The organism is Achromobacter deleyi, from assembly GCF_013116765.2.
GTDB classification, from domain to species: Bacteria; Pseudomonadota; Gammaproteobacteria; order Burkholderiales; family Burkholderiaceae_B; genus Achromobacter; species Achromobacter deleyi_A.
The window spans coordinates 4,216,816-4,230,046 of the sequence record NZ_CP074375.1 but is presented as its reverse complement, the minus strand read 5'-3'; the positions used below and the strand labels follow the sequence as shown (position 1 = coordinate 4,230,046).

The 13,231-nt window shown below is 68.0% G+C and carries 10 protein-coding genes; all 10 read right to left on the bottom strand.

What is annotated here, in order from left to right; all coding sequences use genetic code 11:
- Window positions 1-3: 3 nt before the first annotated feature.
- Window positions 4-726 (bottom strand): monofunctional biosynthetic peptidoglycan transglycosylase, encoded by a 723-nt coding sequence (gene mtgA, locus HLG70_RS19035; RefSeq protein WP_171667897.1) that lies wholly within the window; start codon window positions 724-726, stop codon window positions 4-6.
- A gap of 5 nt (window positions 727-731) precedes the next feature.
- A complete protein-coding gene (gene aroE, locus HLG70_RS19030) occupies window positions 732-1,595 on the bottom strand; it encodes a shikimate dehydrogenase (protein WP_171667896.1) in 864 nt (287 codons plus the stop codon).
- Window positions 1,592-2,488, bottom strand: a complete 897-nt coding sequence (locus HLG70_RS19025; protein ID WP_171667895.1) for a TonB family protein — start codon at window positions 2,486-2,488, stop codon at window positions 1,592-1,594. The genes aroE and HLG70_RS19025 overlap by 4 nt, the downstream gene beginning before the upstream one ends.
- Before the next feature lie 85 nt (window positions 2,489-2,573).
- Entirely contained in the window at window positions 2,574-3,662 is a 1,089-nt protein-coding gene (locus HLG70_RS19020; protein WP_171667894.1) for an ABC transporter ATP-binding protein, read from the bottom strand.
- Complete coding sequence (locus tag HLG70_RS19015) at window positions 3,655-5,433, bottom strand: ABC transporter permease (RefSeq protein ID WP_171667893.1); 1,779 nt, start codon at window positions 5,431-5,433, stop codon at window positions 3,655-3,657. Before HLG70_RS19015 ends, HLG70_RS19020 begins: the two co-directional genes overlap by 8 nt.
- Window positions 5,434-5,510: 77 nt before the next feature.
- Window positions 5,511-6,608 carry an ABC transporter substrate-binding protein gene (locus HLG70_RS19010; protein WP_171667892.1) on the bottom strand — a complete coding sequence of 366 codons (1,098 nt, stop codon included), beginning with the start codon at window positions 6,606-6,608 and terminating at the stop codon, window positions 5,511-5,513.
- 129 nt (window positions 6,609-6,737) lie between these two features.
- Window positions 6,738-9,224 carry a sensor histidine kinase gene (locus HLG70_RS19005; RefSeq protein WP_171667891.1) on the bottom strand — a complete coding sequence of 829 codons (2,487 nt, stop codon included), beginning with the start codon at window positions 9,222-9,224 and terminating at the stop codon, window positions 6,738-6,740.
- On the bottom strand, window positions 9,211-9,882 hold the full coding sequence (locus tag HLG70_RS19000; protein WP_171667890.1) for a response regulator transcription factor: 672 nt from the start codon (window positions 9,880-9,882) through the stop codon (window positions 9,211-9,213). Before HLG70_RS19000 ends, HLG70_RS19005 begins: the two co-directional genes overlap by 14 nt.
- A gap of 759 nt (window positions 9,883-10,641) precedes the next feature.
- The gene (locus HLG70_RS18995; protein WP_171667229.1) at window positions 10,642-12,555 is read right to left on the bottom strand and encodes a ribonuclease catalytic domain-containing protein; all 1,914 of its coding nucleotides are present in this window, start codon (window positions 12,553-12,555) and stop codon (window positions 10,642-10,644) included.
- 73 nt (window positions 12,556-12,628) lie between these two features.
- Window positions 12,629-13,231 carry a YqiA/YcfP family alpha/beta fold hydrolase gene (locus tag HLG70_RS18990; protein WP_171667230.1) on the bottom strand — a complete coding sequence of 201 codons (603 nt, stop codon included), beginning with the start codon at window positions 13,229-13,231 and terminating at the stop codon, window positions 12,629-12,631.

Below are 13,231 nucleotides of genomic sequence, written 5' to 3'. Positions count from 1 at the left end.
CCGTCAGGGGATATCAACCATCTGCATCCGGCGCGTCAGGGTGCCGACCCGGGAGTTCAGGTAGTTGGAGCTGCGGTGGCTGTCGTAGAAGCGCGGGTTGGGCAGCATGGCCGCCAGCCGGGCCGACTGGCTGGCCCCCAGATTGGCGGCGGAAGTATTGAAATAATGCTTGGCGGCGGCCTGGGCGCCGAACACGCCCACGCCCCATTCAGCCACGTTCAGATACAGCTCCAGGATCCGCTCCTTGCTCATGACGTGTTCGATCATGTAGGTCAGGACGAGTTCCTGGCCCTTGCGCAGGTAGCTGCGGGAACCGGACAGGAACAGGTTCTTGGCCAGCTGCTGGGTAATGGTGGAACCGCCGCGCATCTTGGTGCGCCCGGCTTCCTCCTGCTTCTGGTTGTATTCCCAGGCCTTGCGGATGGCGTCCCATTCGATGCCGTCGTGCTCGGTGAAATTGGAGTCTTCCGAGGCGACCACCGCGCGCTTGAGCGTGCGGTTGATCTTGTCGTAAGGCACCCATTCGTATTTCAGCTCGAAGGCCGGATTGCCTTCGCGCAGGCGAGACAGCTCTTCGCGCATGATCGCGCTGCTGCCGGGGTTCTGGTAGTTGTACCAGACGACCTGGGCGAACAGCCAGAACTGATACAGCAGGACCGCGCACACCAGCGCCATCAGTATGCCGGTGGTGATGCGAAACCAGGAGCGGCCTGTGCGCGTCGCCATGCCGCTCAGCGTCCCGCCACGAGCGCCTCGCGCAGCGCCGCCAGCACCGGAGCGGGGTCGGGCCGCAAGCCGTGCCAGATGAAGAAGCTCTCGGCGGCCTGGCCCACGAGCATGCCCAGGCCGTCGGCCGTCAGCGCCGCGCCGTCGGCCTCGGCCTGTTTCATGAAGGCGGTGGGCTGGGCGCCGTACATCATGTCGTAGCCGGCGGCGCCGGCCGCGTACAGGCCGCGGGGAAGGTCGGGGGCGGCATTCTGCAGTCCGCTGGCGGTGGCGTTGACGACCAGGTTCCAGCCGCCGGCCGTGGCGGCGTCCGCCAGCGCGCCCGCCGTGACCTGGGTCTGGGGCGACACGCCGCTCTCGCGCCAGGCGGCGGCCAGTTCCTCGGCGCGGGCGGCCGTGCGGTTGACGATATGGATGCGGGCGCAGCCCGCCTCGGCCAGCGGTTGCAGCACGCCGCGGGCGGCTCCGCCCGCGCCGACCAGCAGCACGGACGCGCCGGTGAGGCGCAGCCCCAGGCGCAGCAGGTCGGACACCAGGCCCACGCCGTCGGTATTGCAGCCGTGCCAGGCGCCATCGCGCCAGGACAGGGTGTTGACCGCGCCGGCCAGCCGGGCGCGGCTGGACAGGCGGCCGGCCGCCAGCGCATAGGCGTCGAGCTTGAACGGCACCGTTACATTCAGGCCCAGCCCGCCGTCGGCCACGAACGCGGCGACGGCTTCGGCAAAGCCGTCCACCGGCGCCAGCAGGCGATCGTAGCGCAGCGGTTTGCCGGTCTGCTGTGAAAACAAGGTGTGGATCTGAGGCGAGCGACTGTGCGCGATGGGATTGCCGATGACGGCGTAGCGGGCTAGGGAATTCGCCTCGGTCATGGGACTTGGGTTTCCAGGGTGTCGTTGACGAAATGCCAGGTGCGGGTGATGACCAGCTCGTCCGTATCGCGGGCGATATCGGGGGGGAACGGGGGGAAGGGAGCCGCCAGCTGGACGATGCGGCGGGCGGCCTGGTTCAGGACCGCGTGCGGCGAGGGCTGATCGATCTCGACATTGGCGATGGAGCCGTCGGCGCGTACGGAGACCGTGATGCGCAGCGAGCCATAGATGCGGCCACGCGCCTCGTCCGGGTAGTGCTGGGTGCCCACCGCCTCGATGCGGGTACGCCAGGCATCCAGGTAGGCGGCGTAACGCGAGGCCTCCGCGGAGGGCGCAACGAATTGCTTGCGGGGTTCGGCGCTGTATTGCTGGACCCGCGCCGCCAGCGCCGCCACCTGGGCGTTCTGGATGATGCTGGCCTGGTCCTGGGAATCCTGGCCCAGGTCGGCCCCGTCCGGCCACGGGTTGACGGCCTGGCGCTCCGTGCCGGCGTTGTGCGGGGAGCGCAATTGGGTCATCAGCCGGGTCTGCTCGGCTTCAAGCTGCACCTGGCGGCGGCGCATGGCCTCCAGCACGATGGTCTCGGCCGAGGCGCCGGTCTGGGGCAGCGGGGTGGTGGACAGGCCGCGCTCGGCGTTGCCGCCGCCGGTCATCTGGTTCTGCGCCTGGGCGCGCGGCGTTTCCGGCGGAGTTTCGCTGCGGGCGTTGAGCAGCACGACTTCCAGGCTGGTCACGGGCGGCCGCAAGAGGGCGGGCGCGCCGAACCGCCACGCCAGCGCGCCGGCGTGAACCAACAACGATATTGCGATGCCGATGCGCAGGTAGTGCTGGGCGGGGGCGCCCAGCCACCAGAGGTAACGGCTCAGCGTGGAGGGGGAGTCAAGGCGTTGCACGAGGGCATTGTAAGACGAGTCCAGGTCCTCCGCGCGGTCCGTCCGGGCGCCTGTAACAGCTCTCGGACGGACGGCCTAGGGCGCCTCAGGCGGATGCCCGAGGGAAGACCCAGACCTTGCCCGCGGGCAGCGCCAGGCGGCACGGGCCGGGCTCGCGGCCCTCGGGGCCATAGGCGCGCAAGGCCAGCGTGCGGGCGGGATCCGTATCCGGCGTGCGGAACAGGTACTCCCAGCGGTCGCCCAGGTACATGCTGGTCAAGAGCGGCATGTCGACGTGGTTGCCGTCCGGATCGTCCGCCAGGCGCACCTGCTCCACCCGGATCACCGCGGTGGCGTCCTGGCCCTGGGCGACGCCGGCGCCGGCCTTGCCCCACAGCGCCCAGCCGCGGCCTTCGATCCGGGCCTGTCCGTCGCGCAGTTCGGTCACCTTGCCGTCCAGCCGGTTGTTGCTGCCCATGAATTCGGCCGTGAACAGCGTGGACGGCGAGCCGTACATTTCCTGCGGTGTGCCCTGCTGTTCGATCTTGCCGTTGTTCAGCAGCAGGATGCGGTCGGAGATGGCCATGGCTTCGCTCTGGTCGTGCGTCACCATCAGCGCGGACAGCCCCAGGCGGATGATCAGTTCGCGCAGGAAGGCGCGCGCTTCTTCGCGCAGCTTGGCGTCCAGGTTGGACAGGGGTTCGTCCAGCAGGATGACGGGCGGGCTGTACACCAGCGCCCGGCCGATGGCCACGCGCTGCTGCTGTCCGCCGGACAGCGCATGCGGATGGCGCTGGCCCAGCTTGCCCAGGCCCAGCTGATCCAGCACGGCCTGCACGCGCTCGCGCACCTCGGCCCCCGGCGTCTTGCGCAGCTTGAGCGGGTAGGCGACGTTCTCGAACACCGTCTTGTGCGGCCACAGCGCGTAGGACTGGAACACCAGGCCCAGGTTGCGCTCTTCCGCCGGAATCTCCTTGCGCGCGTCGCCGTCGTAGACGACGCGGTCGCCGATGGTGATGCGGCCGCGCTTGGGCCCTTCCAGACCGGCCACGGCGCGCAGCAAGGTCGTCTTGCCGCTGCCCGAGGGGCCCAGCAGCGACACCACTTCGCCCTGGCGCAATTGCATGGACACGCCCTTGAGCACGGGGTTGTCGCCGTAGTCCAGGTGCAGGTCTTCTACAGAAAGCTCAATCATGAAGTTTGACTCCGAATCGCAGGGCGACGCCCAGGCCGATCACGACCAGAACGATATTGATGAAGGAAAGCGCGGCCACGATGTCGATGGCGCCCGAGGCCCACAGCGACACCAGCATCGACCCGATGGTCTCGGTGCCGGGCGACAGCAGGTAGACGCCGGTGGAGTATTCGCGCTCGAAGATCAGGAACATCAGCAGCCACGAGCCGATCAGGCCGTACTTGGCCAGCGGCACCGTGACGTGGCGGGTGACCTGGCCGCGGCGCGCGCCGGCGCTGCGGGCCGCTTCTTCCAGCTCGGGCCCCACCTGCAGCAGGGTCGACGAGATCAGGCGCAGGCCATAGGCCATCCACACGACCGTGTAAGCGATCCACACGCTGAAGATCGTGCTGCGCATGGCGCGCAGCCATTCGACGAAGTTCTCGCGCAGCCACTCCGCGAAGGGCAGGGCCGACAGCCAGCCGTTCTCGTCCACGTCGAGCGCGTTGTCCAGCCACATCGGCACGAACAGGAACACCCACAGGAACGCCAGGCCGGCCAGCAGGCCCGGCACCGCGCGCGGCACCAGCACGCTGTAGTCCATGAAGCGCGTGACGTTGTCGGGCTTGCGGTGCATCGCCAGGCCCACGAACATGTAGCACATCACCGCCAGGGCGCCGCCGATCACGCCGATCGCCACCGAGTTCACGATGGCGCGCATCAGGTTGGGCTGCGAGAACACCGTATGGAAGGCGTCCAGCGACAGCACGTCGAGCAGCGATACGCCCATGCCCCAGTTGGACACGAACGCGCGCAGCAGCACGCCCATCAGCGGCACCACGACGGTGACCAGCAACCAGAACGCCACCACCGCGCCGGCCAGCCAGCGCCACTTGCCCAGCGGCAGCGGACGCGCGCGCGAGGCCTTGCCTTTGACGGTGACGAAGCGGTTGGCGGTGCGCATGAGGCGGCGCTGCAGCATCACCAGCGGGATGGTCATGCAGATCAGCACCACGGCCACGGCGGCCATCAGGTGATAGGACGGAATGCCCAGCTTGTTGGTGAGCTTGTACAGGTACGTGGCCAGCACCAGGTTGCCTTCCGGGTCGCCCAGCACCAGCACCAGGCCGAATACTTCCAGGCCCAGGAAGAACAGCAGCACAGTGGCGTACAGCATGGCCGGGCGCACCATCGGCAGGCTGACCGACACCATCACGCGCAGCGGCGTGGCGCCGGCCACGCGCGCGGCCTCTTCCACATCCGAACCCATGCTGCGCAGCGCCGACGAGATGTACAGGTAGGCGTGCGGCACGTGCGTCAGGCCGGCGATGATGACGATGCTGGTCAGCGAATAGACGTTCCAGGGTACGAAGCCCAGGATGTTCTGCGCCCAGATCGAGAAAAAGCCCACCGGGCCGGCCGCGACCACGTAGCCGAAACCCAGCACCATGGGTGACACGAAAACCGGCACCAGGATCAGCGGCTCGATCCAGCGGCGGCCGGGCAGGTCGGTGCGGATCATCAGGAACGCCAGCATGCCGCCCAGCGGAATGGCGATGATGGCCAGCCCGAAGGCCAGGATAAGGCCGCTTCTGAGCGCCTTGTAGAAATCGGGGTCCGCGAAGATGAAGCGGAACGCGTCCAGGCTGAACGACTTGGACGGAGCAAAGAAGGGCGCGGAGAGAAAGCTCTGGACGATGATGAACGACAGCGGCACGTAGATGGCCAGCGCCGTGATCAGCACCACCACGCCGCGTGGCAGGGACTGCCATTTTCTGCGCAATGACTGCATGGGAAATCCTGTTGTCTCGAATGACGCGACGGTCGCGCCGCCGGGGAGGGACAGCCCCGCCCCGGCTCAGCACGGCTTTACTTGCCTGCCGCCGCGCGCCATTGCTTGATGAACTCCAGGCGCTTGTTCTGCTCCAGGTAGTCCAGCAGCGTTTCGTTGACCGGGATCGGCTTGAGCGAGGCGCCCAGCTTCTTGGTCATGCCGTCCACATCGTTGTCGCCGGCGATGTCGTCGCGCACGGATGCCAGGTCAGCCTGGTTGGCCATGATCTCCTGGCCCTTCTGCGACAGCAGGTAGTCCATCCACAGCTTGGCGGCGTTCCGGTTCTTCGCCTTCTTGCTGATGAACGCCACGCGCGAGAGCACCAGCGCGTAGTCGGTCGGGTAGGCCACGCCCAGCGACGGATCGGTCTTGGCCCGGGTTTCGGCATAGGAGCCCAGGATGTTGTAGCCGATCAGGTTTTCGCCCGACGACACGCGTTCCATCATGGTGCCGGTGGACGACTGCACGATCAGGCCGCCCGCGCCGATGTCCTTGAGCGTCTCGAAGTACTTCGGGTCGTTGGCCTTGTCCTGCACCGCCAGCATGAAGCCGACCGCCGACTTCTCGATGTCGTAGGTGGTGACCTTGTTCTTGAACTTGTCGGGCTGGCTGGCGATCAGCTTGGCCAGGGCGCCGTGCGTGGTCGGCACTTCGTTGGCGGGAATCAGCCGCTTGTTGTAGATGAACACGGCCGGCTCGTACGTGGTGCCGTAGGCCGAGTCCTTCCAGTTGGCCCAGGCCGGCAGCTTGCCCGCTTCGGGCGACTTGTACTGCAAGGCGTAGTCGGTGGCCAGCTTCAAGGCGGAGTCCATCGACGAGCTCCAGACGATGTCGCCGCTGCCGCCGCCCGCAGCCTGTTCGCTGATGTAGCGGTTGTACAGCTCGGTGCTGTTCATGTCGTTGTATTCGACCTTGACGCCGGGATACAGCGCTTCGAAGCCCTTGATGATGGGGCCGGCCGCCTTGGTGTCGGTGGTCGAGTAGATGACGACCTTGCCTTCCTTCTTGGCGCCGTCCAGGATCTTTTGATAATCGGCCGGGTAACCCGCTGGTACGGCCTGCGCGTAGGCGCTGCCGGTGGCGATGGCGAATGCGGCGGCGCAGGCGACCGCCAGATGGGACTTGGCAAGCATGGGTGTTGTCTCCGATTGGAATTGGCATGAGCAGGATCTTGGTCCAGCCTGCGCCCATCTTAGGAGTGCGCGTCTGTCGTCGTCCTGTCATGGCGGCAGGTCGGAGCTAGGGGATATCCCTGGTCCGGCCTACGGCCGCTGCGGCGTATCCGTGACCAGCCGGATCCAGTTCTGCACGAACCGCGAATGCCGCCGCTGGTCCAGGCCGACCAGCAGCGCGGGACTCAGCACCACCGGCTGCACGATGCCTTGGGAGCGGGCCAGCACCGCTTCGGAGGTCCAGCGGCCCGGCGTATCTTCCATGATGGATCCCAGCGCGGCATGGCTGGACGCCACCTGCTGGCCAGCTGGCGACAGCAGCCAGTCCACCAGCGCGCGCCCCAGGTCCGGATTGGGCGCGGTGCGCGCGATCAGCACCGAACGCGCCAGCACCAGCACGTAGTCCTGCGGGAAGACCACGCCGATCGGGCGGCCCGCGGCCTGGCGCGACAGCGCGTAGGAGCCCAGGATGTTGTAGCCGATGTCCAGTTCGTCGCGCTCGATGGCGTCCAGGATTTCGGCGCTGGTGGCGGCAAGATGCACGCCCGCCTGGCCCATGGCGTTGGCCAGTCCCCAGAAGTTGGAGGAGACCAGTTCATCCTGCTCGGCCAGCAGATAGCCCAGGCTGCTGGCGGCGATGTCGTAGGTGCCGATGCGTCCGCGCAGGCGCGCAGGCTCCTGTTCCAGCAGGCGCAGCAGGTCCTGGCGTGACCGCGGCACCGCGGCCTCCGCAAAGCGCTTGGGGTTGTAGACGATGACGGCGGGCTCGAAGGTGAAGCCATAGACCTCGTGACGCCAGACGGCCCACGACGGCAGCTTGGCGGCGTACGGGGAGGCGTAGCTCAGCGCGTAGCCGTCGTTGGCAAGCCGGATCTGCAGGTCCGAGGCCGAGCTCATCAGCACGTCCACGTCTTTCAGGCGGCCTTCGATGGTGGCCTCGTAGAGTTCGCGGCTGCCCATTTCGCGGTACACGACGCTTACCTCCGGCCGGTGTGACTGGAAGCCCTGGATCAGCGGCGCGACCACCGGCGTGTCCGTCGGTCCGGCAATGGTCAGGACGCGGGAGGATGGCTGCGGCGCGGGATACCTTGTGACGATTTCGGCAATGCCGGCGGCGCGGACCGGGGCGGGTTGGGCGGCCAGCAACAGGCCGGCGGCGCACAGCGCGGCCACGCCCGCGGCCAGCGCGCGTCCGGGCGTCGAGCGCGCCAGCGGCAGGACGACGCGGGCCGTCAGGCCGCCGCCAGGGCGGTCCAGCAGCCACAGCGAACCGCCATGGGCCGCGGCAACCGAGCGGACAATGGCCAGCCCCAGTCCCGACCCGGGCAGGGACTCGCCCGCGCGGCCGCGGGCGAACCGTTGCTGCACTGCGTCTTTCTCATCGTCGGCCACGCCGGGGCCGCGGTCCGATACGGTCAGCGCCACCCGGTATCCGGCCACGGGCATGGCCTGGATGTCCACGGGGCCGTCGGGCGCGTAGCGCAAGGCGTTGTCCACCAGGTTGCGCAGCATTTCCCGCAGGGCGACGCGATCGCCGGTGATCCGGGCGCGGCGGACTTCGGGCGCGATCGCGATGCGCAGCCGCTGCGCGTCCAGCGGACCGATCCGGCGCCGTGTCTCGTTGATGGTCTCCGCCACGCCCACGGGAATGCGGGCGCCCTTGCCCAGGCGATGGGTGATGGTGGCGTCCATCAGCAGCTGGTTGATCAGCTGGCTGGCGTGCGTGGCGTTCAGGTGGATACGTTCCAGTCTTGCGTGCAGCCGTTGCGGATCGGTTTCGTCCAGCGCCACCTCCGCCTGCGCGCGCAGCGACGCCAGCGGAGTGCGGACCTGATGCGCCGCGTCGGCCACCAGCGTGTTGAGCGTATCCATGGTGCCGGACAGCCGCTGCATGAATGCGTTCAGCGCTTCGATCAGGCGCCGCACTTCGCGGGGCACGGGTTTGATGAGGGGGGCGAGGTCGTCGGGGGCGCGGCGCCGCAATTCGCGCTCGACCACGGCCAGCGGCGCGAATGCGCGCTGCACGCCGAACCACAGCAGGCCCAGCGCCACCAGCGACACCACCACCAGCGGCAGCACGCTGCGCCCCAGGATCTCGCTGGCCAGGGCTTCGCGCGAGCCCAGCGTTTCGGCCACGCGCAAGGTGACCCAGCCCGCGTGCTGGCTGGCGGAAACCAGCCGCCCCACGGTGGCGACGCGGACGGGTTCGTCGTGATAGCGCAGATAGGCGAACACGGGCGTGGCCGATTGCGCCAGCGGCAGGCCGGGCGCCAGGTCGGCGTAGCCGGTGATCAGGCGGCCATTGGAGGCGCGGGCTTCGTAGAACACACGTTCGCCGGCCGATAGCATGGCCAGCGAGGACACCGGCGGTTCCACGGTGACGTTGTTGTCTTCGATCTGGACCGAGCCGGCGATGGTCAGCGCGGAGGCGGCCAGCAGCCTGTCAAAGGCCTGTTCGGCGGCGCGTTGGGCGTAGCCGCGCAGGAAGAACACCAGGCCGATCAGGGCGCATGCCAGCAGCAGCACGCCCAGCGTGAAGACGCGCCGGCGGATGGAGAAGCTCTCAGGGATGCTCATGGCTGCGGGCCTGGTAGCCGACGCCGCGCACTGTGACGATATCGACCGAGGCGCCCGCGAGCTTTTTGCGCAGCCGCGATATCAGCAGTTCCAGCGCGTTGAGCGAGCCGTCGTCCAGGTCGAACAGCTGGTTCATGAGACGTTCCTTGGCGACGGTCTGGCCCAGTTTTCCCACCAGGATCTCCAGCAGGCGGAATTCCCGTCGTCCCAGCTCCACCGGGGTACCCGACAGCTCGACATTGCGGTTGGCCAGGTCCAGGCTGAGGTTGCCATAGCGGGTGACGCTGCTGGTCTGGCCGGCGGGGCGCCGCAGGAGCGCGCGCAGCCGGGCTTCCAGTTCGCGCAGGTCGAAGGGCTTGACGAGATAGTCGTCGGCGCCGAGGTCCAGCATGTCGATCTTGTCTTCGATTTCGGCGCGCGCGGTCATCACCAGCACTGGCGCTTCCAGTCCGGCGGTGCGCAATTCGCGGATGAGGGTGAAGCCGTCCTTGCCGGGCAGGTTGATGTCCAGGACGAGCGCATCCCAGGTTTCATCCAGGCCCCAGCGCAACGCCGCCATGCCGTCGCGCACCCATTGCACGCTGTGGCCGGCCGAGCGCAGCTTGCTCTCCACGGCATCGCCCAGATCGAGGTTGTCCTCGACCAGCAGAATGCGCATGTTTGCTCCTCCGGGGTTATGGTTTTTTTGGGGGAGTGTAAACGGGGAGGGAGGTGTGTTGGGGGAGATGTTGGTTCTTGAGGCGTCCGGCGGGTCGGCGGCGCGGGGTGCGCGGGGCCGCGATTGCGGTCCGGAGCCTTCGCTCCGGACTGCCCCGTCGTCATCGTCGTTGTCGCCTACGGCGACTGCCTTCCGATTCCCTCGGGCTTATCGACGCCCCGCGCACCCCGCGTCGCCGCCCCACCGGACTCGAGCGTTTTGAAATTTCACGGCCGCCGGGACGGGCGGTGTGCTTGGCATGCTGGCGTACGCATTCTTTAGATTTGAAGCGTCTTGCAGGGCCCGTCCCCGGCCGGCCGCGCGGGCGGCCTTTGGGGACTTACGCGTCGTCTTGCGTCGTGGCGATGACTCTGCGCGCATGGCTGCGTTGCGCTTGGTTTTTTTGGCGGCTGGAGGCTGCGGAACATCTTGCGTTGCTCGCGCCTGATCGGCCGCTTTGGCAGAGTCTTGCGGATGAGTGGCGCGCGTGTACGGGTCTGCAGGCGCAAGCCATTGCCTGCCGCGCGCCACTCATCACCGCCCCTCCCCCTGCTGGTGCGCCATTAGCAAGCCACCCTGTGCATGCGCGCAAGCGCACGCGTCCGCGACGGCCAGGCGCGCGTATGCCGAATGCAGCCGCCCGCGCGGCTGCATTCGCCGGGCGACCTACGAAGATCTACGAGTGCCACCCACGAAGATCTCCCCGCCCCGCAAGCAAGATCAAGTAGCCGCCGCGTCCTCGGCAGCCTCGACCTTCACCTGCCCCACATACCGGCAGTCCAGCTCCAACGACAGCTCATCCATCCCGAGAATATCGATCTCGACCGCCGTGCCCCGCTCCAGTTCCGGCATCCCGCCAACCCGCGTCACCAGCGGCGCATTTCCGAACCGGACCAGGTCGTCGCGCAGGACGTGGGCGACCGTGCGGGTCACGCCGTTCTGCTTGAGCCAGCGCAGGCACCAGTAGCGCTCCATCGCGCTCTGGAACTCGGCCCAGGCCGCGTACTGCGCGTCAAAAGCGCCGATGATGGCGAACAGGTCCGCATCGCGCGGCTTGAAGGGGGCGATCAGGCGCGCAGACACGCCGTGCTCGACCGCGGCAATCAGTTGCCACTGATTGACCAGGTCGACATAGCGGCGCAGCGGCGACGTGCTCCAGGCGTACTGCGGAACGCCGATGGCCTCGTGCGGCAGCGCCTGCGTGCTCATGCGCACGCGGCCAGCCTGTTGCGACCGGTAGATACCCGGCACGCCATGCTGGTTCAGCAAGCCGCCCCACAGGTTGTTGGCCAGGATCATGTATTCGGCCACCATCCGGTCCAGCGGCGCATTGCGCTGGCGCGGGACCAGGCGCACGGGGGTGTCGGGGTCGTCGGGGTTGCCGTCCAGGTAGAAGCTGTACTCCACCCGCGAGTTGTTTTCCGGCTTGCCGCGCACGTTCTCGCGCTGCGCCGACAGCGCCTGCGCCAGCTTCCACAGCGGGCGCAGCCAGTGGCCGTAGGGCAGTTCGGCCGACGGGTCGGCCAGGCTGGCTTCGGTGACATGGGCGTCCAGCATGTTGTGGCGCAGGTTCTCGCGCACGACGATGCGTTCCAGCCGCGTTTCCGATTCGATGACCTCGCCGGTCTCCGGGTCGGCCACCACATACAGCGACAGCACGGGCACTTCACGGCCCGCGTCCAGCGAAAACGCCGTGATGACGCTGTCCGGCTGCATCGGGATCTTGTCGCCCGGCATGTAGACCGTGGACAGGCGGGCGCGGGCCAGCTTGTCGAATTCGCTGTCGCGGGTGACGGTCAGGCCGGGCGCCGCCACGTGGATGCCGACGCGCAGGCGGCCGTCGGGCAGGGTGGTGACGGACAGCGCGTCGTCGATTTCGGTGGTCGTGACGTCATCCACCGAGTAGACCTCGGCGTCCGACAGCGGCAGTTCGCGGTCGACGGGCGGCAGTTCCAGCTCGGGGAAGGCCAGCCCGCGCGGGAAGTTCACCGCCAGGAAGCGGCGCTTGTGCAGCGCCAGCGCATGCGGCCAGGCGCCCAGCTCGAGCAGCAGGCGGTCCGGGCTCTTGCCCAGCCTGGCGCAGGCGGCGTCCAGCGCCTTCCATTGCTGCGAATTCTTGTCCGGACGGATCAGGAGCGACTCGGCGGCCTGCGCGATAGGCTCGGGCAGGCGTCCGGCGGCCATCTCGTCGACCCATTCCTGCTGCTGCTCGGCCTGGCGCTGCTTCTTTTCCAGCGCGGCCAGCGCGGCGGCCAGGATGTCGGGCGGGGCGGGGCGGTAGCGGCCCTTGCCGCGGCGGTGGAAGTACGCCGGCGCGCCATGCAGGCGCATCAGCAGCGCAGCCTGCTCGACGGCCGTGGGGGCGTGACCGAAGTAGTCGGCGGCCAGGGCGGGCGAGTCGAATTCTTCCTGAGGCGCGCACTCCCACAGGAATTGCAGGTCCAGCGATTCGGCGGTGGCGGCCGCCTGGCTCATCAGCGCCGCCGGTTCGGGCGCGGCGAAGTTGAACAGGGTATTGGCGCGCTTGATCTTGCTGCGCTTGCCCGAGTCGGACTCCACCTGAAGGCTGGCGTCGGTCTCGGACAGGATATTGCCGGCCTTGAAGCTGCCGTCGTCTTCGTAAAACACATACATGGTGGGGATCGTCCTGGGCGGCGCGCACGCGCCGCCTTGCGCTGCTATATAGAGAGTTGAGGTTTGATACTGATTATTGAGGGCGAACCTGCTTGTCGCCAAGGGCGAATTCAAGCACTTCGGGCATCAATTCCGCGAAGTCGGACAAGCCGTGGTCGCTGCCTTGCACGATACGCTGGCGGCAGCCGGCGTACCGATCGCGCATTTCGCGCCAGTCCAGCACCTCGTCGCCGGTCGCGGCCACCAGGAAATACCGGTCGGGCCGCGTGATGCGCGGGGCATGGATGGCGGCCAGTTCGTCCACATATGCGGGCAAAAAAACGAACGGCGCGTCGGAATGATACATGTGGTGCTCGCCGACCTGGGTCGCGAGGTCCCGGGCAGCCTCCACCGCGGGGTTCAGCAGCACGGCCTTGCAGCCCAGCTGCTCGGCGATCCAGGTGGCGTAGAAACCGCCCAGGGATGACCCGATCACGGTCAGCGCCCGAGGGCCGGCGGCGCCGGCCAGGCGGGACCGGGCAATGTCCATCGCCAGGGCCATGGCCTCCCGCGGGCTGGCGGGCAATTGCGGGCAGGCCCAGTCCGCGGACAGGCCGCGTTCGGCCATGGCGCCGGCCATCATCCGGGCCTTGAAGGACTCTGGCGAGGAACGGAAACCGTGTAGATAGAGGATCAT

Coding starts and splice junctions, on each gene's coding strand:
- HLG70_RS18990 (WP_171667230.1), bottom strand. CDS start 13,231: ATGATCCTCTATCTACACGGTTTCCGTTCCTCGCCAGAGTCCTTCAAG.
- HLG70_RS19015 (WP_171667893.1), bottom strand. CDS start 5,433: ATGCAGTCATTGCGCAGAAAATGGCAGTCCCTGCCACGCGGCGTGGTG.
- aroE (WP_171667896.1), bottom strand. CDS start 1,595: ATGACCGAGGCGAATTCCCTAGCCCGCTACGCCGTCATCGGCAATCCC.
- HLG70_RS18995 (WP_171667229.1), bottom strand. CDS start 12,555: ATGTATGTGTTTTACGAAGACGACGGCAGCTTCAAGGCCGGCAATATC.
- HLG70_RS19010 (WP_171667892.1), bottom strand. CDS start 6,608: ATGCTTGCCAAGTCCCATCTGGCGGTCGCCTGCGCCGCCGCATTCGCC.
- HLG70_RS19005 (WP_171667891.1), bottom strand. CDS start 9,224: ATGAGCATCCCTGAGAGCTTCTCCATCCGCCGGCGCGTCTTCACGCTG.
- HLG70_RS19000 (WP_171667890.1), bottom strand. CDS start 9,882: ATGCGCATTCTGCTGGTCGAGGACAACCTCGATCTGGGCGATGCCGTG.
- mtgA (WP_171667897.1), bottom strand. CDS start 726: ATGGCGACGCGCACAGGCCGCTCCTGGTTTCGCATCACCACCGGCATA.
- HLG70_RS19020 (WP_171667894.1), bottom strand. CDS start 3,662: ATGATTGAGCTTTCTGTAGAAGACCTGCACCTGGACTACGGCGACAAC.